Origin of the sequence: Actinomadura rubrobrunea NBRC 15275, from assembly GCF_001552235.1 — a bacterium.
Lineage (GTDB): Bacteria > Actinomycetota > Actinomycetes > Streptosporangiales > Streptosporangiaceae > Spirillospora > Spirillospora viridilutea.
The window spans coordinates 19,554-39,155 of the sequence record NZ_BCQU01000063.1 but is presented as its reverse complement, the minus strand read 5'-3'; the positions used below and the strand labels follow the sequence as shown (position 1 = coordinate 39,155).

Here is a 19,602-nt window from a genome sequence, read left to right as displayed (position 1 = left end):
GGGCGCGCGCCGCGGCCCGCGCCGCCCGCGAGCGCGCCGCCTCGGCCCGGTCGAGACGGCGCCGCGCCGCCTCCTCGCGCTCGACGGCCCGGTCCAGTTCGCGCCGCAGCCGCCGGACCTCGGCGGCCGCCTCGGCGAGGCGCTCCTCGGCCGCGGCGGCCTCGGCCTCGCGGTCGGCGAGCGCGCGCTCGGCCTGCTCGGCGCGCGCGGCGGCCCGCCGGGCGCGCTCCTCGCGCGCCTCGCGGGCCTTGTCGGGTGCGGCCCGTCCGGGGCGGTCGCGATCGGAGGCCGGCGCCTCGGGGCGCTTGCGCGCCTTGCCGGGAGCAGGCTTCGGTGAGGGTGGGGCGGGCGCGGCGGCGAACCCGGCCGGGACGAAACCGGCGTGACTGCGCGGCCGGGTCAGGCGCCCTTGCCGGACCTCCTCCGCCACGCCGGCGTCCACGGTGGCCGCCCGCAGGGTGTCCTCGACCTCGCGGACCGCGTCGTCGCGCAGCGGACGGCCCGCCTCCCGCGCCAGCCGCCGCGCCGTGCGCACGAGCAGCGCCACCAGCTCCTGGCGCCGCTGCTCCAGGCCGCCGACGGGGCCGCCGGACGCCCACGCCCGGCGCATCTGCTCGCCGACGTCCAGCAGCCACCCCACCTCCTCGCCCGCCTCGCGGCTCAGCAGGTTGACCGCCCAGGCGGGCACCGTCGGACGCCGCAGGGCGCCGAGGCGCTCGGCGAGCGCCGCGTCCCCCGCCCGCCGGGCCTGCCGGACGAGCCGCGTGCGCGCGGCCACGAACTCCTCGGGTGCCACCCCGTACAGCTCGTGCGCGGCGCTGGAGAAGTCCACGCCCGACCCTTACCCGCTCGGCACGCCGCGTCGCGGGGCGTGACGCCCGCGGGCGCACCGGCGCTGATCAAGACAACTGATCTTGTTGCGGTGCCGAAGGGAGCGGGGCGATGAGCTTCTGGGGCCATCTCGTTGTGGCGCGCGACGAGCGGCCGCTCCCGGAGCTGTACACGATGCGGCCCTACCGCCGCGACGTCGCCTGCACCCGGGTGCGCGCCGACGACTGGCAGGTGTGCGCGCTGCGCTCCGGCGCCGCCGTCCCCGACACCGTGCGGCTGCTGGTGGAGCTGTCGGCCGAGACGCACGCGCCCGCCCTGTTGGCGTCGGTCGCCGACGGCGACTGCGCGTCGGTCGAGGGGTTCAGCACGGACGGCTACTGGCAGGCATGGCCGCGGACCAGAGGACGCGGCGGCGCGGGCGAGGAGCCGAGCGGGGAGGTGTGCGCCCACGAGGCCGCCGCCCGCGCGGCGGGCTGGGCGGCCGCCGCCGGCCGCCGCGTCGACGCCGCGCCGATCGCGGCGCTGCTCAGCGAGCCCGCCGACCGCCGGGCCGACGTCTTCTTCGAGGATCTGCTCACCCTGCTCGGGATCGACGCCGCCCCCGCCCCCGCCGCCCAGGACCGGCGGCCGGATCAGCGGGTGTCGAGGAAGCGGTCCAGGACGCGGGTGCCGAACCGCAGGCCCTCGACGGGGACCCGCTCGTCCACCCCGTGGAACATGCCCAGGTAGTCCAGCTCCGGGCCGAGCAGCAGCGGCGCGAAACCGAAGGTCTGGATGCCGATCCGGTGGAACGCCTTGGCGTCGGTGCCGCCCGACATCACGTACGGCACCGGGTGCGCGGCCGGGTCCTCGGCGCGCAGCGCGTCCGCCAGCGCCGCGAAGGTCGGCCCGGACGGGTCGGCGGACGGCGCGTCGTCCTCGTTGATGAACTCGCGCGTCACCGCCGGGCCGAGCAGCCGGTCCACGGTGGCCAGGAACTCCTCCTTGGTCCCGGGCAGGAAACGCCCGTCCACCTGCGCGGTCGCCACGCTCGGCACGACGTTCACCTTGTAGCCGGCGTCCAGCCGCGTCGGGTTGAGCGAGTTGCGGATGGTGCCCTCGAACAGCCGGCCCACCCGGCCGAGCCGCCGGGCCTCCTCGTCGAGCCGGTCGTGGTCGATGGCGGTGCCCAGCGCCTCGGCGAGGCCGTCCAGCAGCGCCCGCACCCCCGGGGTGAGCCGCACCGGCCACTCGTAGGAGGCCAGCCGCGACACCGCGTGGCACAGCTCGGCGACGGCGTTGTCCGGCGCCGGCTTGGAGCCGTGCCCGGCCTTGCCGCGCGCGATCAGGCGCATCCACAGGGTGCCGCGCTCCCCGGTGGCGATCGGGTAGACGCGCTTTTCGGGGACGGACCCGTCGGGCGCGTGCGGAGTGACGCTGTACCCGCCGGACTCGCTGATCGCCTCCGTGCAGCCGGTGAAGAAGTCGCGGTGCTCGCGCACCACGTGGTACGAGCCGAACCGGCCGGTGCACTCCTCGTCGGCCAGGAACGCCAGCACCAGGTCGCCGCGCGTGCGGCGGCCCTCCCGCATCCGCTGCCGCACCACCGCCAGCGTCATGGCGAGCGACCCCTTCATGTCGACGGCGCCGCGCCCCCACACGCAGCCGTCGCGCACCTCGCCGGAGAACGGGTGCACCGACCACTCCGACGGGTCGGCGGGCACGACGTCCAGGTGCCCGTGGATGAGGAAGGCCGGGGCCGACGGGTCGGTGCCCGGGATGCGGGCCAGCGTGCTCGCCCGTCCGGGCGCGGACTCCACGACGACGGGCTCGACGCCCACCTCGTCCAGCAGCCCGGCCACGTACTCGGCGGCGGGCCGTTCGGGGAGCGCGTCGCCCTCCCCGCGGTTGACGGTGGCGAACCTGATCAGGGTGCCGCACAGATCGGCCACCTCCTGCGCCGCCGTGCGCCGCCGGGCCGGGGCCTGGGTCATCGGAGACCGCCTTTCGCAGGGTTCCGTCGTCTTCCTTCGGCTTCTTCCTACGGCATCTTCCTGCGGCATCTTCCTGCGGCATCGTCGCGCGCCGACCGGGACCGACGCCGCCATGGTCCGCCGCGCATGTTGCGATCCGGTGACGAATCGTTCATCGGCGTACCGAAATCGTTCCAGCGGTATGACGCTTCGTGCAACGCGCCCGGCCGGGACGGGACCACCGGCCGCGGCCGCGTCAGAGGGCGGTGCTGGAGGAGGACCATGACCACGCGCAAGGGGGCGGCCGGGTTCACGGCGATGCTGATGACGCTCGCGATCGGGACCGCGGCCTGCGGAGGGGGAAGCGGCTCGGGGGACGGCACGTTCGTCGCCGGCCACTCCGAACCCGACCATCTCATCCCGGGCAACACCACCAGCAGCTACGCCTGGGACGTGACCGACGAGCTGTTCGAGAACCTGGTCGGACTCGACCGCAACGGCAACGTCGTCCTGCAGGCCGCCCAGTCGGTCGAGAGCGAGGACCAGAAGGTCTGGACGATCAAGCTGCGTCCGGGGCAGAAGTTCCACAACGGCGAGCAGGTCACCGCGCACGGCTTCGCCGACGCCTGGAACTACGCCGCCTACGGCCCCAACGGGTTCGAGGGCAACGACTACTTTTCTCAGATCGAGGGCTACGCCGACCTCAATCCCGAGGACGAGAACGCCAAGCCGAAGACCGACAAGCTGTCGGGCGTCAAAGTCCTCGACGACCTGACGCTGCAGGTCACCCTCACCGCACCGTTCAGCCAGTTCAAACTGCTGCTGACCCACCCCGCCTACGCGCCCCTGCCCAAGGCCGCCTTCGCCGACATGAAGGCGTTCGACAACAAGCCGATCGGCAACGGGCCGTACATGATGGACGGCGCCTGGGAGCACAACAAGCAGATCAAGCTCAAGGTGTTCCCCGGCTACACCGGCCCGCGCAAGCCCCGCAACAAGGGCGTCGTCTGGAAGAGCTACGCCAGCGCCGACACCGCCTACACCGACCTGCGGGCGGGCCGCATCGACGTCATGCAGTCGATCCCCGCGGCGAAGGTGCCCGAGGCGCGGCGCGTCCTCGGCGACCGGGTGCTGCCCCGCCAGACCGGCACGTTCGACTACCTGGGCTTCCCGCTGTTCGACAAGCGGTTCGCCAACCCCGACCTGCGCCGGGCGTTCTCCATGGCGATCGACCGCAACGGCATCAACAAGGCCGTCTTCAACGGCACCTACACCGTCGCCGACTCGATGCTGCCGCCGCTGATCAAGGGCCACCGCAAGGGCGCCTGCGGCGAGCTGTGCACCTACAACCCGACGAAGGCCAAGGAGCTGTTCGACAAGGCGGGCGGCTTCTCCGGGACGCTGGAGCTGTACTTCTCCAACGCCCAGCCCAGCTACGAGCAGTGGATGCAGATCGTCGCCAACCAGCTCAAGCAGAACCTCGGCATCCAGGACATCCAGTTCCGCAAGATCCCCGTGTCGGACTACCTGTCGATGCTGAGCGACCGCAAGGAGAAGGGCCCCTACCGGCAGAACTGGGAGGCCGACTACCCCAGCGCCCAGAACTACCTCGAGCCGCAGTTCCACTCCACCAAGAACCGGATGGGCTGGAGGAACAAGGAGTTCGACGACCTGATCGCCAAGGGGAACGCCGCCCCGACCGAGCAGGAGGCGATCTCCTACTACAACAAGGCCGAGGACGTGGCGCTGCGGGAGGCCCCCATGATCCCGCTGTGGATCTGGCAGGGCTTCGGCGGCCGGTCCGACAAGGTGGACAACGTCGTCATCACCCCGTTCGCCACCGGCCTGCTCGTCCACGAAGTGACGGTGAAGTAGCCGGGCATGTGGCGCTACGTCGCGCGGCGGGTGCTGCAGGCGGTCCCGGTGTTCCTGGGCACCACGTTCCTGATCTACGCCATGGTGTTCGCCCTGCCCGGCGACCCGATCCAGGCGCTGGCGGGGGAGAAGCCCCTGGCCCCGTCGGTGGTGCACGCGCTGCGGGAACGCTACAACCTCAACGATCCGCTGCTGGTGCAGTACGCCAAGTACCTGGGCGGCCTGTTCCGCGGCGACCTCGGTGAGACCTTCGACGGGCAGAACGTGTCCGACGTGCTGGCCGGCCGCTGGGCGGTGACCGCGCAGCTCGCGCTCACCGCCTGGCTGTTCGAGCTGGTCATCGGGATCGCGCTCGGGGTGTGGGCGGGGCTGCGGCGCGGGCGGCTGGCCGACACGCTGGTGCTGGGCGGCACCACCCTGGTCATCGCCGTGCCGGTGTTCGTGCTCGGCTACACCGCGCAGATCGTCCTGGGGCTGAACCTCGGACTGTTCCCGACGGCCGGGACGGACGACGGATGGCCGATGAGCTACGTGCTGCCGGGCCTGGTGCTCGGGTCGCTGGGCCTGTCCTACGTGGCGCGGCTGACCCGCACCAGCCTGGCCGAGAACCTGCGCGCCGACTACGTGCGCACCGCCCGCGCCAAGGGACTGACCAAGGCGCGCGTCGTCGGACGGCACACGCTGCGCAACTCGCTGATCCCGGTGGTGACCTACCTGGGCGTCGACTTCGGGTCGCTGATGGGCGGCGCGATCGTCACCGAGGGGATCTTCAACCTGCCCGGCATCGGGCAGCAGGTGTTCCAGTCGATCCAGCTGAAGGAAGGGCCGGTGGTGGTCGGCGCGGTCACCCTGCTGGTGCTGATCTTCCTGCTCGTCAACCTGCTGGTGGACCTGCTGTACGGGCTGCTCGACCCGAGGATCCGCTATGACTGACCGGATCGAGGACCCGGCGGCGCCGGAGGCCGGCGCGGCGGGCGCCGCGGAGGCGCCGGACGCGGGCGCGGTCGTCCCGGGCACCACGGCGGCCGCCGCCGCGCAGGCCGGGGGGCTGGTCTCGGGCGCGTCGCTGTGGCAGGACGCCTGGCACGACCTGCGGCGCCGCTGGCTGTTCTGGGCGTCGGCGGCGATCCTGCTGGTGGTGGGCCTGATGGCGGCGGCGCCGGGCCTGTTCACCGACCGCGGCAAGAACGAGAACTGCGACCCCAACGCCTCCAAGCTGCCGCCGGGCGGCGACCACCTGTTCGGCACGGACGTGTCGGGCTGCGACTACTTCGCCCACGTCGTCCACGGCGCCCGGCCCACGCTGCTGATCGGCGTGGCGGTGACGGTGTTCGCGCTGGCCATCGCCGTGGTGTTCGGGATGCTGGCGGGCTACTACGGCGGGGTGCTGGACGCGGTCATCGCGCGCGTCACCGACGTGTTCTTCGGGCTGCCGTTCGTGCTGGGCGCCACGGTCATCCTGGTGGCCTTCCCCGGACACGGCATCGGCGCGATGACGCTGGTGCTGGTGCTGCTCGGCTGGACCACCATGATCCGCATCATGCGGGCCCAGGTGATCGCGGTGCGGGACGCCGACTACGTGCAGGCGGCGCGGCTGCTCGGCGCGTCCGATCTGCGGATCATGCGCCGCCACATCCTGCCCAACGCGATCGCCCCGGTGATCGTGGTGGCCACGCTGAACGTCGGCAACGTGATCGCGGGGGAGGCGACGCTGGACTTCCTCGGCGTGGGGCTGCAGTACCCGCAGGTGTCGTGGGGGCTGCAGCTCAACCAGGCGCAGTCCTACTTCGTCGACCACCCGCACCTGCTGATCTTCCCCGCGGTGTTCCTGTCGGCGACCGTGCTCAGCTTCCTGATGCTCGGCGACGCCGTGCGCGACGCCCTCGACCCCAGGCTGCGGTGACAAGGTGACCGAGGACAAGGTGACCGAGGACAAGGCGACCGAGGCCGCAAGGACCGACGAGAAGACGGCCGGGGACATGACGGCCGGGGACACGGCGGCCGCACTGCTCGAGGTGACGGACCTGAGCGTGGAGTTCGCCGTCCGCGGGCAGACCGTGCGGGCCGTCAACAACCTGTCGTACACGCTCGGCGAGGCCGAGACAGTGGCGATCCTCGGCGAGTCCGGCTCCGGCAAGAGCGTGGCGGCGCAGGCCGTCATGGGCATCCTGGACAGCCCGCCCGCCCGGATCACCGGCGGGTCGGTGCGGCTGCGCGGCGAGGAGCTGCTCGGCCTGCCCGAACGGCGCCGCCGCGCCTACCGGGGCGCCCGCATCTCCATGATCTTCCAGGACGCGCTGACCGCGCTGAACCCGGTGTTCACCGTCGGCGACCAGCTGTCGGAGATGTTCCAGGTGCACCGGGGCATGAAGCGCCGGGAGGCCCGGGCCCGGGCGGTGGAGCTGATGGAGCGGGTCCGCATCCCCGCCGCCCGCACCCGGCTGGACGACTACCCGCACCAGTTCTCCGGCGGGCAGCGCCAGCGCATCATGATCGCCATGGCGCTGGCGCTGGAGCCCGACGTGCTGATCGCCGACGAGCCGACCACCGCGCTCGACGTGACCGTCCAGGCGCAGATCATGCGGCTGCTGGCCGACCTGCGCGACGAGCTGCGCATGGGCATGGTCCTCATCACCCACGACCTCGGGGTGGTGGCGGGCGTCGCCGACCGCATCGTGGTGATGTACGCCGGGTCGGCCGTCGAGCAGGCACCGGCCCGGGAGCTGTACGCCCGTCCCGCCCACCCCTACACGGCGGGGCTGCTGGCGTCCGTCCCGCGCCTGGACCGCAAGGGCGCGCCGCTCGTCCCGATCAAGGGCGCGCCGCCGAACCCGGCGGCGCTGCCGCCCGGCTGCCCGTTCCACCCGCGCTGCCCGCGCGCCCGGGCGGTGTGCGCGGCGGAGCGGCCCCCGCTGGCGCCGGTGGGCGGGCCGGGGCACAGCGCCGCCTGCCACTTCGCCGAGGAGGTGCACGGTGCCGGAGCCCGCTGACGACGCGCCGATCCTGCAGGTGGAGGGGCTGGTCAAGCACTACCCGGTCACGCAGGGCGTGCTGTTCAAGCGCACGGTGGGCTGGGTGAAGGCGGTCGACGGCGTCGACCTGGAACTGCGGCGCGGCGAGACGCTCGGCGTGGTCGGCGAGTCGGGGTGCGGCAAGTCGACGCTCGCCAAGCTGCTGCTGGCGGCCGAGCGCCCGACGGCCGGCACGGTGCGCTTCGACGGACGCGACGTGTTCGCGCTGCCCCGCCGCGAACTGCGCGCGCTGCGCCGCCGCATCCAGATGGTGCTGCAGGATCCCTACTCCTCCCTCAACCCCCGCATGACGGTCGGCGACATCGTGGGGGAGCCGTTCGAGATCCATCCGGAGGCGGCGCCGAAGGGAGAGCGGCGGGCGCGCGTGCAGGAGCTGCTGGAGCTCGTCGGCCTGGACCCCGGCCACATCAACCGCTACCCGCACCAGTTCTCCGGCGGGCAGCGCCAGCGCATCGGCATCGCCCGCGCGCTGGCGCTGCGGCCGGAGGTGATCGTGTGCGACGAGCCGGTGTCGGCGCTGGACGTGTCGGTGCAGGCGCAGGTGATGAACCTGCTGGCCGAGCTGCAGCGCGAGCTCGGCCTGGCGTACGTGTTCATCGCGCACGACCTGGCCGCCGTCCGGCACATCTCCGACCGGGTCGCGGTCATGTACCTCGGCAAGATCGTCGAGACGGGGGACGAGGCGCAGATCTACGAGCGCCCGACCCATCCCTACACGCAGGCGCTGCTGTCGGCGGTGCCCGTCCCGGACCCCGAGGCGCCGGGCGGGTGGGCCGACGGCATGGCGCTCGAAGGGGAGCCGCCGTCGCCGATCGACCCGCCCTCCGGCTGCCGGTTCCGCACCCGCTGCTGGAAGGCCGCCGAGGTGTGCGCCGAACGCGAACCCGCGCTCACGGTGCGGGACGGCTCGGCGCACCCCAGCGCCTGCCACTTCGCCGCGGAGGCCGCCGCGCAGGCGGCGGGTCCGGCCGCGTCCGCCGGCCCGGTCGACGAGTCGGTCGGGTAGCGCCGGGACCGTCAGTCGGGGAGCAGCAGGACGGCGTCGCCCACGGAGCGTTCGCCCGCGGCGTCCGACGGCCGGTTGACGAGCGCGCCGCCCGCGCGGGCCATGGCGGTGGAGCCGCCGCCGTCCAGGTTCATCGCCTGCACGGCGCCGAGGGCCTTCATCACCGCGGCCGCCTCGGCGATCGACAGGCCCTCGCTGCGGCCCGCGGCGCGCCCGTCCGCCGCCACCAGCAGCAGCCGTCCCCGCGCGTCCACGCCGGCCATCGTGCGCGGGTTACGGCGCAGCACCCAGTTGTAGTAGAAGGACTCGTCGTCATCGATGTGGACCAGGCCGTCGTTGGCGGCGTCCACCCAGACCTTCCCGTCGCGCACCAGGCGCGGGCCGCCGCCCACGACGGAGACGCGCGGCTTCAGCGTCACCGGACGGCCGTCGGCCAGAAGCCGCTTTGTGAACGACAGACGCGTGCCGGGACGTGCGTGGGCGCGCAGCCAGTCGGCGGCGGCGCCGACCGCCTGCACGGTGCGGCCGCCCGCCGGGATGGCCGTGCCGCGCGCGTCGCGCAGCTCGGTCACCCGCCCGTCGCGGTCGAGCACGGCCTCGGCGCCCGCGCCCGACGGGCTGGACGCCCCGTACTCGGCCGTGAACGCCACCAGCTCGTCGGGGTCGGTGCAGGTGACGTCGTGCTGCGGCCGTTCGGTCGGCCGGTCGCCGCCCACGCCGCCGCAGTTGTGCACCTCCCCGGGGACGCGGTTGAGCCCGTCGAGCTCGCGGCGCGCCCCGTCGGCGGCCCGCACGGCGAAGCGCGAGGACACGCGGGCGAACCGCACGCCGCCGCCGCTCTCCGGCAGGAACATCGCGCTGCGGCCGTTGCTGGCCTCGCTGAGCACCCGCCCGTCCAGCGCGTACAGGCCCGCAGGGCCGCCCCTGCCCTGCGGGGTGAAGTACGTGCCGTTGACGCCCGCGATCGCCCCGGAGGCGCGGACCAGGTCGGACACCTTGTCCAGCTCGCTGAGCGCCCCGCCGGCGGACGCCGCCACGCGGCCCCGGAAGCGGCGCGGGTCGATGGTGAGGACGTGCACCCGCCACGGCCCGGTGGTGGCGCCGCCGTCCTGTGCGGTGTACGACGTCCCGGCGCGGAACCCGGCGGCGGTGAGGGCGGCCAGGTCCTTCTGCGCCTGCGCCTCGGTCGCGTACCGGCCGACCCGGACCGTGTAGCCGACCAGGCCGGGCCGCACGTCGGCGAACCGCGGCCCGTGCACGGCCTCGACGCGCGGCCGGAACCCGGCCTCGGCCAGCTGGCGCGCCACGCCCTCGGCGGTCTCCTTCGGAGCGATGACGGCGGTGGCCCGATCGGGGTCGGGGCGCGGTCCCGGGTCGCCCGACACGGGCAGCCGGACGTGCAGCGTCCAGGCGTCGGCGTCGGACCTGTGGCCCCGCACGATCGAGGTGAGCGTGACGCCCGGCGCGAGCCGCTCGGTGGCGCGTTCCTCGCGCAGTCCGGGCGGCCCGAGCGGGAGCCGGGCGGCGGGACCGCCGGCCTGCGACGCCGCGGCGGGGGAGGGGGAGAGGAGGGCGGCGGCGGAGCCCACCGACACCGCCGCCGCGACGAGCGTTCTCTTCATGGTGGTTCATGCTGCCGCCCGACGGTGACGTCCGGGTGGCCGACTGCGGTCCGTAGAGTGGGCGCATGGGGCGCAGATCCAGGGACGGCGCGGGCCCGCGGCCCGGCGTGCACAAGGTGGCCGGGGGAGAGGCGGAGCTGCTGCGCGACGCCGACCGCGAGGGCGGCTGGATGCTGCTGATCGGCGGCGTCCCCCAGTCGTACGTCGACCTCGCCGACCCCACCTACCTCGACTTCGAGTACATGCGGCTGATGGGCGACGTGGTCGACCTGATGGGGGCGGAGGGGCAGGCCCTGGACGCGGTGCACATCGGCGGCGCCGCGTGCACGCTGCCCCGGTACGTGGCGGCCACCCGTCCGGGGTCGCGCCAGGTGGTGTTCGAGCCGGACGGCCCGCTGGTGCGGCTGGTGCGCGAACGGCTGCCGGTGAAGAACGTCCCCGGGCTCAAGATCCGCGTCGTGGACGGCCGCACGGGCACGGCGGCGCTGGCCGACGACGCCGACGACCTGGTGGTGGTGGACGCGTTCGCCGAGGCGTCCATGCCGGTCGAGCTGGCCACCCGCGAGTTCGTCGCGGACGCGGCGCGGGTGCTGCGGCCGGGCGGCGTGCTGCTGATGAACGTGGCCGACGGGTTCCGCCTGGCCTACGCCCGGCGCGTCGTGGCCACGGTGCGGTCGGTGTTCCGGCACGTGCTGCTCCTGGGCGAGCCGGGGGTGCTGCGGGGGCGCCGGTTCGGCAACCTGGTCGTCGCGGCGTCCCGGCGGCCGCTGCCCGTCGAGGGGCTGACGCGGCGCGCCGCGGGCGGCGCCGTCCGCGCCCGGCTGCTGACCGGGGACGACCTGGCCGGGTTCGCCGCGGGCGCCCGTCCCATCGAGGACGGCGAGGACGTCGCCGCGCCCGTCCCGCCCGAGCAGGTCTTCGGCCGCCCGTAGCCCGTCCGCCCGCCGTCACGGGACGCCCCGCGCGGCGCGACGGGCGAGAATGCGGCGCGTTCCGCCGAATCCGATTCTGTGCGCGATCGGCCGCCGTAATGTCCCGGTCGAGGAGAGCGCCATAAAAATGATCTTGTAGTCGACCGTGTGGTTTCCGCAGGTGGGGGCCTGTTTGTCCATTTTCCATCTCATGTCACCGTGGAATGTCACATAATCGACCAATGCAGTCCTCCACCCGGAATCTGATAGTCGGCCTGGATTCTTCGGGGAAAATAGTTCAGTTCAACCGCAACGCCGCGGCGCTTCTCGGCAGGGGACCGGACGGCATGCCGGTGAGGGCGCTCGGCGACGTGCTCGTCGGTGCGGAGGGGGACGCGCCGGATCGCCTGCTGGACGCGGTCCGCGAAGGACGCGAACGCACCGCCATGGCCGTGCTCGCGACCGCCGACGGCGCCCGGCACGACGCCGTCGTCACCGTCCATCCGATGAGCGGGGACCTGCCCGGGCTGGCTGCGCTGGCCGTCATCCGCGTCCCGGTCCCCGGAGCCGACCGCTTCCTGGACCCAGCGGTCGTCCGCCGCGCCCTGCTGGAGGACGCCCTCCCGCGCATCGGCGCCACCCTCGACCTCGACCAGCTCGCGCGCCGCCTGATGGACGTGGTCGTGCCGCACTTCGCCACCTCCGGCTCCCTGCTGCTGCGCGAGGCCGTCGTCGATCCCGACGAACCGGACGGCGGCGCCGACGGCCCCGTGCCGATGCGCCGGATGGCGGTCGGCTTCGACGACGGCGACCCGGTGTGGGACGCCGCCTTCCCCACCGGCGAGACGCTCACCTACTCGCCCGGCAGCCCCTACGCGCGGTGCCTGGAGACCGCCGAGCCCGTGCTGGCCCCGCTGAACCCCGGCGGCGACTCGCCCTTCGCCGAGACGTGGCGCCTTTCGCCGGTGGCCGCGCTGCTCGAAGGCGCGTCCATGCTGCTGCTGCCGATCGTGTCCGACGGGACGGCGCAGGGGTTCTTCGTGTGCGTGCGCGGCGCGGCGCACCGCCCCTTCGACGCCTACGACGTCGAGATCGGCATGGAGTTCGCGGCCCGCGCCGCCATCCTCATCGAGAGCGCCCGCCGCTACTCGCGCGAGCGCGCCACCGCCCTCACCCTGCAGCGCAGCCTGCTGCCGACCGGGCTGTCGGCGCCGTCCACGGTCGAGGTGCACCACCGGTACCTGCCCGGCAGCAGCCTCATCGAGGTCGGCGGGGACTGGTACGAGTCGATGGCGCTGCCCGGCGCCCGCGTCGCCCTGGTCGTCGGCGACGTCGCCGGGCACGGCGTGCGCGCCGCCGTGACGATGGGACGGCTGCGCACCGCCCTGCACACCCTCGCCGGGATGGACCTGCCCCCGGCCGAGGCCCTGGAGCGGCTCGACTCGCTCATGGGGTCGCTGGGCGAGCGCGAACCGCACTTCGCCACCTGCGTCTACGCCGTCTACGACGCCGTCACCGGACGCTGCGAGGCCGCCAGCGCCGGGCACCTGCCGCCGCTGCTCGTCCCGCCGGGCGGGCCGGCGTCCTACCTGGACATGCGGCCCGCCCCGCCGCTCGGCGTCGGCGCGGGCCCCATCGTCAGCCGCGAGTTCGCCGTGGAGGACGACACGCTGCTCGTCCTCTACACCGACGGGCTGGTGGAGAACCGCAGCCGCGACATCGACGACGGGCTGGCCCGGCTGCGATCGGTGTTCGGCCCGGGCGCGCGGCGGCGGTCCCTGGAGTCGCTGTGCCAGGCGAGCCTGGACGGGGTGTACGACGACCGGCACCGCGACGACATCGCCATGCTCGTCGCGCGGCTGCGGCGCATCCCCGCCGACGCGCACGTGTCGTGGGACCTGCCCGGCGACCCGGCCGCGATCCGCCGCGCCCGGGGCCTGGTCCGCGACCGCCTGGCCCGCTGGGACCTGCCCGAGCTGGCCGACTCCACCGCGCTGCTGGCGTCCGAGCTGGTCACCAACGCGATCCGGCACGCGGGCGGCCGCGTCACCCTGCGCCTGGTCCGCGAGGGCGGCCTGGTGTGCGAGGTGTTCGACTCCTCCGACGCCCGTCCCCGGGTGCGCCGCCACGGCGACGCGCTGCGGGACGCCGAGTCCGGCCGCGGCCTGCACGTCGTCGGCAGCATCGCCCGCCGCTGGGGCGTCCGCCGCACGCCCACCGGCAAGGTCGTGTGGGCGGAACTGGAACTGCCCTAGCCCCGCCCGGCACGCACGCCGCCGTCGCGCGGTTTCGATGGACGTCGCAGCCCCGCCCGCGGAGGTTCACTCGAGCACGGATATGTGCACGTGGTCGTAGTGGTTCTGCGTGATGCTCCCGCGGTCCTCCATGCGGCGCCACCCGGGGTAGCGCACGTTCCAGATGTGCTGCTTCCAGATGACGTAGGAGATGCCGAGGCGGCGGGCGTTGGCGACGGCGTACTGGGCGAGCTGGTCGCCGTGCCGCTGCGCCGACGCGCTCGGCATGCGCCCGATCGGCCCCTCCATGAAGTCGCAGGCGCGCCCGACCGCGTGGTCCTGCGCGTCCGCGCCGGTTCGGTAGCAGCCGATCGTCGGAAACGGGCCGAAGATCCGGTCGATCTCCAGCACCAGGTCGCGCATGGTCGCGGTCATCAGGTTGCCCGTGACCGTGGAGCGGGCGCCGAGCGCTCCGTCGGGCCGTCCGGTGACGCGCGGCCCCGCCGGCCTGGGCGCCCGCCGCCCCGCGCCCGTCGACGCGGACCGCGACGCGGCGTCCCGCAGCACCGCGACACGGGTGCCGGGCGGCAGGACGCGCCTGAGCCGCTTCGACAGCGCCGCCGCGTCGGCCGTGGACGCGCCGACCACCAGGCCGTTGCCCTGCGGCATGCCGAGCGCGCGGGCCTGCCCGCGGGACACCACCGCGTCCACGCCGTCGATGCCCAGGGACGCGTACGCGGCCACCCGCACGCGGCCGGGGCTGCGGGAGCCGCCCGCCGGCACGACGCCGCCGAGCGGCACCGACCCGTCCCGGCTCAGCTCGAACGACACCGCCATGCCGCCGGTCGCCACGCTCCGCCACAGCGGGTCCGACTCCGCCGACTGCCGCGGGGTGAACGCGCGGAACTCCGACGGGTCGACGCCGAGCAGGCCCACGCGCCGCCCCGCCACCTGCGCCTGGGCGGCGTCCACGACGGTCAGCCCCGCCACGCCCTTGACCCTCCGGGCGCGTTCGACGGCGTCGGGCGGCAGCGGGGCGTCGCCCGCGACCAGCAGGACGGGGGTGAACAGCCTGGTGAGGGGCGCGACGGCCGGGGCCGCCGCGTCGGTGTCGACGGAGACCAGGCGGCCGCGCCCGCCCTTGCCGCCGGACGGCTCGAGCATCCCGGACGCCGCCACGACGACGTCCGCGACCAGCGTGGCCGCGACCGCCGTGCCGATCACCGCGGGGACCACCCGGCTCCGCCGGCCCGCGCGCCGCCGCCTCACGGCCTCGAGCGACCCCCGTGTCCGCACCTGGTTGCGTTCCCTTCCGAGCGTCCACTGGCGGAGCGAGGGGCGGGCTCGGCTCCGGCGGCGTGTCCCTGCGCATAGTAGGCCGACGCCGCTCGGCCGGACCAGGGCCGGGCGGAAGGGACCGGTCCAAGTCGGCCGGCCGGCGTCAGACCGCGCTCAGTCCCACCAGAACGACCACCAGGTCCTGCCGCGGATCTCCTCGGCGTACCCGGCGAGCGTGCCCGGGCCCTGGAACAGGATGTCCGGGCAGAACGCCCAGTGCTCGGCGGCGACGTGCAGGGCGTGCCGGGACGTGACGGGCGGCGCGGCCACGCTCAGCTCGAGGGTGTTGAAGCCGAGGCCGACGACGCGCGCGCCGAACCGGTCCTCCCAGCCGCGGACCACCGCGGACAGCGGCGCGGTCCACTCGTTGTGGTTCAGCGCGCCCTGCCAGCCGACCGCGGTCAGCGCGTCGGCGCCGCGGGACACGGCGACCAGGGCCAGCGACAGACCGCGGCGGGCCAGCGTGCGCGCGTGCCGGTCGGCCACGGCGCCGGGGTCGTCCACCAGGGACGCGGGCGGCGCCGTCCCGGGGCAGTGCGCGCCGAACGGGGCCAGATCCTCCAGGTCCTCCTCGGTGGCCTGCTCCACCCAGTCGGCCCACACCTCGTACATGAAGGCGTCGGGGGCGTAGTTGGCGATGTCCTCCACGGGCTCCGGGGCGACCTGTCCCGCCGCCCACGGCTGGGCGGACTCGTCCATCAGCAGCGGCCACAGGCCCGAGGTGGGGTGCTCGGCGCGCAGCTGAGCCCACAGCTCGCCGGACACCGGGTCGTCGCTCAGCCAGAACGCGGGACGCCGTACGAGCTGGCGCTGCGGATAGCCGGGGTCCGGCCACACCAGGTCGCCGTCGGGCAGCGGTGTGGACAGCGACCGCTCGACGCTCGGGTCGGCGAACAGCTGCTCCAGGCCGCCCGGCAGCTGGTGCCGGAGGTCGAGGTCATCCATTTCACGCCGTTCCAGTACAGGTCATGCCAACGGGGGATCTTGGCACTCCGGGAATGGTAACGGCGTCCGCGGCGGTCGGGGGACGAGGTGGCGGGATACATGCGCCCGACTCTCGCCGGTAACGCCGGCCCGTATACGGAGCGGCCGAGATCGGTCAGCCCTTGACGGTCAGGAGAGGCCGCAGTTCGGCGACCGGGGCCGCCACTGCGCCTGCGTGCAGGCTGGACACCACGGGGCCGATGTCCTTGTAGGCCCACGGCGCTTCCTCCTTCAAGTCGCGGCGCCGGGCCGCCATCACGTCCCCGCGGCGCGCCACCGTCGGGTCGCGGTGGTCCAGCGGCGTGACCACGCGGAACTCCCGCAGGAAGGCGTCGAGTTCGTCGTCGCTCGCCCGCGCGGCGGCACCCCGGGGGACGCGCCGCCCGGCTCCGTGGCAGGCGCTGGCCAGCGTGCGGGGGTTGCCGTGGCCGCGCAGCAGGTAGCTGGACGCGCCCATCGAGCCGGGCACGATCACCGGTTCGCCCCACATCGCGTACGGGCCGCCCGCCATTTCCTCGTGGCCGCCCGAGGGCGTCGCGCCCTTGCGGTGGACGACGCGGTCTCCGTCTCGCCAGAACAGGTTGTGCGGCGCGTCATAGATGAGCCGCGCCGTCAACTGCCCGCATTCGGCGGCGAGTCCGGCCCGCATGGTGAGGGCGAGGAAGAACCGGTTGCCGGCGGCGAAGTTGGCGGCGTTGCCGAACGCGTCCAGGTAGCGGCGCAGGCCGTCGTCGGGCCCGCCGCCCAGCAGGAACGGCAGGATACCGTTGCGGGGCCGGGGCAGCCCGGCGGGCCAGGTCCGGCGCAGCCGGTCCAGCGCCGTGGCGTTGGCCTGATGTCCCAGCGACAGCGAACCGCTGTGCGCCATCAGCACGACCGCACCCGGGGCCAGGCCCCACGCGTACGCGGCCGCGGCGTCGTGGACCCGCGCGACGTACTGCAGTTCGACGAAGTGGTTGCCGCCGCCGATGCCGCCGATGACGCTGTCGTGGCTGGCGGCCCCGGCGCCGCCCGCGCTTTCGATCCAGTCGGCGAACGCGTCGGCGGTGCCCGCCGGGAGCGCCGGCGCGTGCATGCGGTCCAGGCAGTCGTCGGCGTCGGTGGGCTGGTACCCCTGCCATGGGGTGTCGCCGGAGAGGAGCAGCCCCGGGAGCCCTTCGCGCAGCAGGGCCTCCCGCTGGACGGCGGTGAGGGCGATGCGCCGCCCGCCCTCGAAGAACAGGTGCCGCAGCCGCCGTTCCAGGGCGTCCAGACGCGGACGCACCTCGTCCACGGTGAGCGAGGTGACCTCCAGCCGCATGCCGCAGTTCACGTCGTTTCCCACCGCCTGCGGCAGCAGCGCGCCCTCGGTCTCGACGACCGTGCCGATCGGTATGCCCGCGCCCTTGTGGAAGTCGGGTGTGAGGACCATGCGGGTGATGCGTGGCGCCGGACCGTCGTGGCCGGGCATCGCCTCGGCGAGACGGGCGAGGGTTTCGGCGGTCTCCAGGACGGACAGCGCCTCGTCCACGGCCGCCGGTTCGAGAGGCACGCGCTCATCGGCGCAGATGTCGACGGGGACGTCCCAGGGGTTCGGCAGGGTGAGCCAGTGGTCGTCGCGCCGCACGAGGCGGCGGTCCTGACGGATGCGCATGAAAGTGGGTCCTTCGAGCTGCTGAGAAGGGCATGCGGAAACAGGCGCGGTCGAAAGCGCCGGAGAGGCGGCGCAAGAGGGCGCCGCCGTTGCCTCGGGTTCAGCAGCCGCGAGGAGAAGGCGTGTCTGAATCTAGAGCGGTGCGCGGCCCCGCTGCCACGGGATTTTGCGCCGGGCCGCGCTGGTGCAGGGCTTCCCCCTGCCTGACCTGCGGCGCGGGCGGCGTGGTGCGCCGGGCGCACACGCCGGGGCGGGCCTCGGCGGACGCGGCTTGTTATATCGGACGCCCGTAACGGTATTTGCCTGCGTCCGGCGGGGTGGCGGAGGCTGTGGCCATGAGCGTGTCGCTGGAGGACTGGCCGGGGCGGGAGCTGTCCGACGAGGAGCTGGACGTCGCCTACAACGTCCGGCGCAAGGCCGGGGAAGAGGAGTTCGCCCGGCTCATGACCCGCTACCGGCGGATGTCGGACGAGGCCGTCGACGGGCTGCCCGGGCAGCCGGGGGTCGTGTACGACCGGACCAGTGGTGAGAAGCTCGACGTGTGGGGCACGGGCGGGGCGCCGAGGCCGGTGTTCGTGTACCTGCACGGCGGGTACTGGCGGGCCTTGTCCCGGCACGACTCGGCGTTCATGGCGCGGATGCTGTGGGAGCAAGGGGTCGCGACGGTCGTGCCCGACTACACGCTGGCGCCCAAGGTCACCCTTGAGGAGATCGTGCGGCAGGTGCGGGCGGCGGTCGCCTGGGTGCACCGCGAAGGCGAGGAGCACGGGCTCGACCCGGAGCGGATCGTGGTGGGCGGCAGCTCGGCGGGCGGGCACCTCACCGGGATGCTCATGGTGGACGGGTGGCAGCGGACGTTCGGACTGCCCCAGGACGTCGTCAAGGCCGCCATGCCGTTCAGCGGGCTGTTCGACATCCGCCCCCTGGTGCGCGTCTACGTCAACGAGTGGCTCGGACTGGACGTGAAGAGGGCGGCCGCGCTCAGCCCCGAACTGCTGCCCGCCGAACGGCGGTGCCCGGCGGTGGTGGCGGTCGCCGAGGACGACGGCACCGGATTCCTCGAGCAGTCGCGCAGATTCCGCCGGCATTGGGGCGAGGCCGCGGAGCTGATGGTCGTCCCCGAGCGCAACCACTTCGACGTGGTGCTGGACCTGGCCGATCCCCGCTCCGCGGTGAGCCGGGCGCTGCTCGGGCTCATCGCCCGGACCGGCCGCTGAGCGCGGCCTCTCCGGTGAGCGCGGCCGCCTCCCGCCGCAGGTGGTCGAGCATGACGCGGGCCGAGGGCGTGAGCGGCCGCCCGTCCGGCAGCGTCACGCCGACGTGGCGGCGCACCGGCTCCAGCGGAACGGGCAGCGGCGCGATCTCCCCGTCGGTCACCGCCACCAGCTCCGGCAGCGCGGCGATCATGTCGGTGTCGCGGACCAGCGTGCGGACGGTGAGGATCGACGTGCACTCCACCAGGTCGGTCGGCGGCGGCAGGCCCTCGTCGCGGAACACCTGTTCCAGCTCCTGGCGCAGCGCGGTCTGCTCCAGCGGCAGCACCCAGGGGTAGTCGAGCAGGTCGCGCAGCGCGAGGCCGCCGCGCGACCGGGCCGGGTGGTCGCGCCGGGCGACCAGGCGCACCGGCTCGCTGTACAGGGTGATCTGCCGCAGGCCGCGCAGGTCGTCGATCGGGTTGAGGCGTCCCAGGATCATGTCGAGCTCGCCGTCCAGCAGGCGCGGCGCCTGGATGTCGAACGTGGCCTCCCGGACGATCACGGTGATGCCGGGGCGGTCGCGCTTGAGCGCGGCGATGGCGCGCGGCAGCAGCACGTTCGACCCGGCCAGCAGGGTGCCGATGGTCACCGTGCCCACCCGCGCGTCCGCCAGCTCGGCGATGCGCTCCCCGGCGCGGCGCAGCTCGGCGAGCACGGCGCGGGCGTGCTCCACGAACGCCTCGCCGAACAGGGTGGGGGTGACGCCGCGCGGTCCCCGGGTGAACAGCTCCACGCCGAGCACGTCCTCGACCTCGCGCAGGCTCCGCGTCACGGCGGGCTGCGCCAGGCGCAGGTGCCGGGCGGCGCGCAGCACGCTGCCGTGGTCGGCGATCGCCACCACCAGGACCAGGTGCCGCAGCTTCAGCCGCCCGTTGAGCAAGTCGATGGGGCGCATGCTCCTTTCTATCACCGTTCGGTGATAGCAGTG

General features: G+C 74.2%; 15 protein-coding genes and 1 pseudogene. 9 read left to right on the top strand and 7 right to left on the bottom strand.

The window, feature by feature from the left end:
* Positions 1-832 (bottom strand): annotated as a pseudogene (locus tag AR3_RS19485) (hypothetical protein); the annotation flags it as partial.
* Between the two features lie 110 nt (positions 833-942).
* Here AR3_RS19485 and AR3_RS30720 point away from each other — a divergent pair.
* Positions 943-1,560 (top strand): hypothetical protein, encoded by a 618-nt coding sequence (locus tag AR3_RS30720; protein ID WP_146150357.1) that lies wholly within the window; start codon positions 943-945, stop codon positions 1,558-1,560.
* Here AR3_RS30720 and AR3_RS19475 read toward each other — a convergent pair.
* A complete protein-coding gene (locus tag AR3_RS19475; protein ID WP_067915653.1) occupies positions 1,464-2,804 on the bottom strand; it encodes a M20/M25/M40 family metallo-hydrolase in 1,341 nt (446 codons plus the stop codon). The two genes, AR3_RS30720 and AR3_RS19475, sit on opposite strands and share 97 nt — an antisense overlap.
* A 261-nt stretch (positions 2,805-3,065) precedes the next feature.
* Between AR3_RS19475 and AR3_RS19470 the strand changes: the two genes are divergently transcribed.
* Genes AR3_RS19470 through AR3_RS19450 form a run of 5 tightly spaced genes read left to right on the top strand, consistent with a single transcriptional unit; the run spans position 3,066 to position 8,696 of the window.
* Entirely contained in the window at positions 3,066-4,658 is a 1,593-nt protein-coding gene (locus tag AR3_RS19470; RefSeq protein ID WP_067915652.1) for a peptide ABC transporter substrate-binding protein, read from the top strand.
* A 6-nt stretch (positions 4,659-4,664) separates the two neighbouring features.
* Positions 4,665-5,591 (top strand): ABC transporter permease, encoded by a 927-nt coding sequence (locus AR3_RS19465; protein WP_067915651.1) that lies wholly within the window; start codon positions 4,665-4,667, stop codon positions 5,589-5,591.
* Positions 5,584-6,561, top strand: a complete 978-nt coding sequence (locus AR3_RS19460) for an ABC transporter permease (protein ID WP_083951691.1) — start codon at positions 5,584-5,586, stop codon at positions 6,559-6,561. The genes AR3_RS19465 and AR3_RS19460 overlap by 8 nt, the downstream gene beginning before the upstream one ends.
* A 4-nt stretch (positions 6,562-6,565) precedes the next feature.
* Positions 6,566-7,648, top strand: a complete 1,083-nt coding sequence (locus AR3_RS19455) for an ABC transporter ATP-binding protein (protein WP_281179284.1) — start codon at positions 6,566-6,568, stop codon at positions 7,646-7,648.
* On the top strand, positions 7,632-8,696 hold the full coding sequence (locus AR3_RS19450) for an ABC transporter ATP-binding protein (protein ID WP_067915650.1): 1,065 nt from the start codon (positions 7,632-7,634) through the stop codon (positions 8,694-8,696). The genes AR3_RS19455 and AR3_RS19450 overlap by 17 nt, the downstream gene beginning before the upstream one ends.
* A gap of 11 nt (positions 8,697-8,707) precedes the next feature.
* Here the strand turns inward: AR3_RS19450 and AR3_RS19445 are convergent, their stop codons facing one another.
* Positions 8,708-10,318, bottom strand: coding sequence for a phosphodiester glycosidase family protein (locus AR3_RS19445; RefSeq protein WP_067915649.1), 1,611 nt, complete (start codon positions 10,316-10,318; stop codon positions 8,708-8,710).
* 65 nt (positions 10,319-10,383) lie between these two features.
* On the opposite strand from AR3_RS19445, the gene AR3_RS19440 reads away from it, so the two are divergent.
* Together AR3_RS19440 and AR3_RS19435 are read left to right on the top strand one after the other, a co-directional pair.
* Positions 10,384-11,250, top strand: a complete 867-nt coding sequence (locus AR3_RS19440) for a spermidine synthase (RefSeq protein ID WP_067915648.1) — start codon at positions 10,384-10,386, stop codon at positions 11,248-11,250.
* Between the two features lie 203 nt (positions 11,251-11,453).
* Positions 11,454-13,484, top strand: coding sequence for an ATP-binding SpoIIE family protein phosphatase (locus AR3_RS19435; RefSeq protein WP_313819715.1), 2,031 nt, complete (start codon positions 11,454-11,456; stop codon positions 13,482-13,484).
* A 66-nt stretch (positions 13,485-13,550) separates the two neighbouring features.
* Here the strand turns inward: AR3_RS19435 and AR3_RS19430 are convergent, their stop codons facing one another.
* The 3 genes from AR3_RS19430 to AR3_RS19420 all read right to left on the bottom strand — a co-directional run bounded on the left by AR3_RS19430 (position 13,551) and on the right by AR3_RS19420 (position 17,418).
* Positions 13,551-14,699, bottom strand: coding sequence for a VldE C-terminal domain-containing protein (locus tag AR3_RS19430; protein ID WP_227023330.1), 1,149 nt, complete (start codon positions 14,697-14,699; stop codon positions 13,551-13,553).
* Between the two features lie 216 nt (positions 14,700-14,915).
* Positions 14,916-15,746 (bottom strand): DUF4253 domain-containing protein, encoded by an 831-nt coding sequence (locus AR3_RS19425; protein WP_067915646.1) that lies wholly within the window; start codon positions 15,744-15,746, stop codon positions 14,916-14,918.
* A 154-nt stretch (positions 15,747-15,900) separates the two neighbouring features.
* Positions 15,901-17,418, bottom strand: coding sequence for an RtcB family protein (locus AR3_RS19420; protein ID WP_067915645.1), 1,518 nt, complete (start codon positions 17,416-17,418; stop codon positions 15,901-15,903).
* A gap of 335 nt (positions 17,419-17,753) precedes the next feature.
* Between AR3_RS19420 and AR3_RS19415 the strand changes: the two genes are divergently transcribed.
* Positions 17,754-18,635 carry an alpha/beta hydrolase gene (locus AR3_RS19415; RefSeq protein ID WP_174545461.1) on the top strand — a complete coding sequence of 294 codons (882 nt, stop codon included), beginning with the start codon at positions 17,754-17,756 and terminating at the stop codon, positions 18,633-18,635.
* On the opposite strand, the gene AR3_RS19410 is transcribed toward AR3_RS19415, so the two are convergent.
* Positions 18,613-19,569, bottom strand: a complete 957-nt coding sequence (locus AR3_RS19410) for a LysR substrate-binding domain-containing protein (protein ID WP_067915644.1) — start codon at positions 19,567-19,569, stop codon at positions 18,613-18,615. The genes AR3_RS19415 and AR3_RS19410 overlap by 23 nt on opposite strands.
* Positions 19,570-19,602: the final 33 nt, after the last annotated feature.

What these genes read in the sequence shown, in the direction of transcription:
- AR3_RS19465 (WP_067915651.1), top strand. Translation starts at nt 4,665, where the DNA reads ATGTGGCGCTACGTCGCGCGGCGGGTGCTGCAGGCGGTCCCGGTGTTC.
- AR3_RS19470 (WP_067915652.1), top strand. Translation starts at nt 3,066, where the DNA reads ATGACCACGCGCAAGGGGGCGGCCGGGTTCACGGCGATGCTGATGACG.
- AR3_RS30720 (WP_146150357.1), top strand. Translation starts at nt 943, where the DNA reads ATGAGCTTCTGGGGCCATCTCGTTGTGGCGCGCGACGAGCGGCCGCTC.
- AR3_RS19475 (WP_067915653.1), bottom strand. Translation starts at nt 2,804, where the DNA reads ATGACCCAGGCCCCGGCCCGGCGGCGCACGGCGGCGCAGGAGGTGGCC.
- AR3_RS19445 (WP_067915649.1), bottom strand. Translation starts at nt 10,318, where the DNA reads ATGAAGAGAACGCTCGTCGCGGCGGCGGTGTCGGTGGGCTCCGCCGCC.
- AR3_RS19440 (WP_067915648.1), top strand. Translation starts at nt 10,384, where the DNA reads ATGGGGCGCAGATCCAGGGACGGCGCGGGCCCGCGGCCCGGCGTGCAC.
- AR3_RS19460 (WP_083951691.1), top strand. Translation starts at nt 5,584, where the DNA reads ATGACTGACCGGATCGAGGACCCGGCGGCGCCGGAGGCCGGCGCGGCG.
- AR3_RS19435 (WP_313819715.1), top strand. Translation starts at nt 11,454, where the DNA reads ATGTCACATAATCGACCAATGCAGTCCTCCACCCGGAATCTGATAGTC.
- AR3_RS19415 (WP_174545461.1), top strand. Translation starts at nt 17,754, where the DNA reads ATGAGCGTGTCGCTGGAGGACTGGCCGGGGCGGGAGCTGTCCGACGAG.
- AR3_RS19410 (WP_067915644.1), bottom strand. Translation starts at nt 19,569, where the DNA reads ATGCGCCCCATCGACTTGCTCAACGGGCGGCTGAAGCTGCGGCACCTG.
- AR3_RS19425 (WP_067915646.1), bottom strand. Translation starts at nt 15,746, where the DNA reads ATGGATGACCTCGACCTCCGGCACCAGCTGCCGGGCGGCCTGGAGCAG.
- AR3_RS19420 (WP_067915645.1), bottom strand. Translation starts at nt 17,418, where the DNA reads ATGCGCATCCGTCAGGACCGCCGCCTCGTGCGGCGCGACGACCACTGG.